Source organism: Vibrio genomosp. F10 str. 9ZD137 (assembly GCF_049974785.1).
GTDB lineage: Bacteria > Pseudomonadota > Gammaproteobacteria > Enterobacterales > Vibrionaceae > Vibrio.
In genome coordinates this window covers 1-960 of the sequence record NZ_JBNGCJ010000922.1, presented here as the reverse complement: position 1 = coordinate 960, position 960 = coordinate 1, and the positions used below count along the sequence as shown (strand labels likewise).

1 protein-coding gene and 1 pseudogene are annotated in these 960 nt (G+C 45.2%); both read left to right on the top strand.

Annotated elements, in window-relative coordinates:
- Positions 1-707, top strand: a 707-nt coding sequence (locus tag ACP45E_RS20335) for a beta-ketoacyl-ACP synthase III (RefSeq protein WP_069585483.1), incomplete at its 5' end; no start/stop codon positions are given.
- Positions 708-804: 97 nt separating this feature from the next.
- Positions 805-960: pseudogene (locus ACP45E_RS20330) on the top strand (ACP S-malonyltransferase); the annotation flags it as partial.

Genomic DNA, 960 nt, shown 5'->3' with positions numbered 1-960 from the left:
ACCGCTCTTCCGATCTTCCGTCATCGGCTTGTCAGGTGCAAGGTAAACTTGGGATTAAAGGTTGCCCAGCCTTTGATATTGGTGCCGCTTGCTCGGGATTCGTTTACGCGCTTTCTGTTGCTGATCAGCATATTAAAACCGGTATGTGTAAGAATGTCTTAGTGATTGGAGCCGATGCCTTGTCGAAGACATGTGATCCTACTGATCGTTCAACCATTATTTTATTTGGTGATGCAGCTGGTGCGGTGGTTGTCGGTGCGAGCGAAGAGCCAGGCATTTTATCCACTCATATTTACTCTGATGGTAAATTTGGCGAGCTACTCAGTCTTGGTGTCCCTGAGCGCGGTGGCGATGCTGATAAATGGCTTCACATGGCTGGTAATGAAGTCTTCAAAGTCGCGGTTACTCAGTTATCGAAACTGGTAAAAGACACGCTTGCAGCTAATAACATGAATAAATCTGAATTAGATTGGTTGGTTCCTCATCAAGCGAACTACCGAATTATTTCAGCAACGGCTAAAAAACTCACCATGTCTTTAGATCAGGTAGTCATCACTTTGGATCGACACGGTAACACCTCTGCAGCCACCGTTCCTACGGCACTCGATGAAGCGGTCCGTGATGGACGCATTAAACGTGGTCAGATGTTGCTATTGGAAGCGTTTGGTGGCGGATTTACCTGGGGCTCTGCACTGGTTAAGTTTTAACACCTCACACAATTTTAAGTTAAAGGCGCACCTATTTAGGTTGAATAGACTTTCGTGTGTCTTTTCTCTTTCGTCTATTTGTTTAAGGAAAATAACAATGAGCAATTTTGCTATCGTATTTCCCGGTCAAGGGTCACAGGCTCTAGGCATGCTTGCCGAATTAGGTGAGCAGTATGATGTGGTTAAGCAAACATTTGCTGAAGCATCTGAAGTACTGGGCTATGATCTTTGGGCATTAATCCAAGAGGGTCCA